Source organism: Mesorhizobium sp. M7A.F.Ca.CA.002.09.1.1, assembly GCF_003998555.1.
Lineage (GTDB): Bacteria > Pseudomonadota > Alphaproteobacteria > Rhizobiales > Rhizobiaceae > Mesorhizobium > Mesorhizobium ciceri.
Window position 1 is genome coordinate 1 of the sequence record NZ_RZRR01001088.1, and the last position, 1616, is coordinate 1616.

Sequence of the window (1616 nt, forward strand, 5' to 3'; positions counted from 1 at the left end):
GGTTTCTGCACGCCGCAGCAGCACGAGCAGTTTCTCGACGAGACGCCGCATTTCGAGCGGATGATCTCCAACGAGGGGATTCACTTCTTCAAATTCTGGCTGAACATCGGCCGGGAAACGCAGCTCGAGCGCTTCCACGACCGCCGCTACAGCCCGCTGAAGAGCTGGAAGTTTTCGCCCATCGACGTTGCGGGCATCACCAAGTGGGACGACTACACCAAGGTGCGCGACACAATGTTCGAGCGCACCCACAAGGAATTCGCGCCGTGGATCATCGTACGGGCCAATGACAAGCGGCGCGCGCGGCTTGCGGTCATGCGGCGCATCCTGTCGTCTCTGCCCTATGAGGGGCGCGATCTCGAAATCATCGGCAAGGAAGACAAGAAGATCATCGGCGAAGGGCCGTCATTCCTGGGAAAACAGGATTGACGCTTTTTTGCGTCGCGCGGCAGGAACCGCGCGACGCAATCATGATGCTTAAGCCGCCAGCCTGGCGATACGCTGCAATCGCCGCAGCGTCGTATCATCCTGCAGCGCCTGCTGGAAAAGCGAGATCTCCTGATCGATGCGATCGCAGAGGGCCTCGGTGTTCCCCTTCAGCAGGCCGCGCGTCTGCAGCAGGGCGGCGACCGGCTTCTTGACGAGCTGTCTTGCCCGACCAAGGGCCGCCTCCTCGACGGTGCCTCCCGGCACGATCTCCGCGACCAGGCCGAGCGCCCTGGCATCTTCGGCGCGAAGCGTGTCGCCGAGGCAGAAGAAGCGGAAGGCACCGGCGTAGCCGAGCTTCTGCGGCGCCAGGATGCTGGTCGCCGCATCCGGCACCAGGCCGAAATCGACGAACGGCACCCTGAACGTGCTCTCATCGGACGCGATCACCATGTCGCAATGGAACAGGATGGTGCAGCCGACACCGACGGCATCGCCATCGACGCAGGCAAGGATGGGCTTTGGAAACGTCGCCAGCGTGCGGAACAGGTCGGTGACGGCGGCGATCAGTTTCTGGTGCTTGGTGGCGTCGAGGAATTCGGAGAAGTCGCCGCCCAGACAGAAACAGCCTGCCAGGCCGCGCAAGACGACGACGCGAACCTCCTCATTGTCGGCTGCTTCATGGAAGGTCCTTGCCAGGCTTTCATAGGCCCTCCTGTCCAGCACCGGCCGGCCGTCACTCGACGACACGGTGACCACCAGCGTGTGGTTGCGAAGTTCAGGTTGCGGATGTGTGCTCATGACTGTCTCCGATCTCATGACGCACGCCTTTGCCCGAGCATGTCGGGATATCCCCTGGCCAGCACGGGAGCAAAATGATTGCGGCGCGACCGCACCACATCGAGTGTGTGCTCGTTGAAGGTCAGCAAGGTGGCGACCACCTGCTGGTTGCCATAGGTGCGCTGATAGCCAAGCGGGGTCGCCAGGAAATGCAGTTGCAAGGCGCGCAGCACCCACATCGGCTCGAACTCGATGATCACCTTGTCGACGCCGCGCTTCAGCCCCCACTCGACGAAACCGGCAATCAGTTCGGTGCCGACGGTCGAAACGCCGCGACGGCCATCGCGAAAACCGGGAGCCACCGCATAGCGGGTCAATTCCCAGATGTTTGGACCCGACGGCGGCGTTCC

1 protein-coding gene and 2 pseudogenes are annotated in these 1616 nt (G+C 62.6%); 1 reads left to right on the forward strand and 2 read right to left on the reverse strand.

Annotated features, from left to right (window positions below; translation table 11 throughout):
* Positions 1 to 429, forward strand: a pseudogene (locus EN994_RS30520) (polyphosphate kinase 2); the annotation flags it as partial.
* Between the two features lie 48 nt (positions 430 to 477).
* Here EN994_RS30520 and EN994_RS30525 read toward each other — a convergent pair.
* On the reverse strand, positions 478 to 1227 hold the full coding sequence (locus EN994_RS30525; RefSeq protein WP_013533649.1) for an enoyl-CoA hydratase-related protein: 750 nt from the start codon (positions 1225 to 1227) through the stop codon (positions 478 to 480).
* A 14-nt stretch (positions 1228 to 1241) separates the two neighbouring features.
* Positions 1242 to 1616: pseudogene (locus EN994_RS30530) on the reverse strand (autoinducer synthase); the annotation flags it as partial.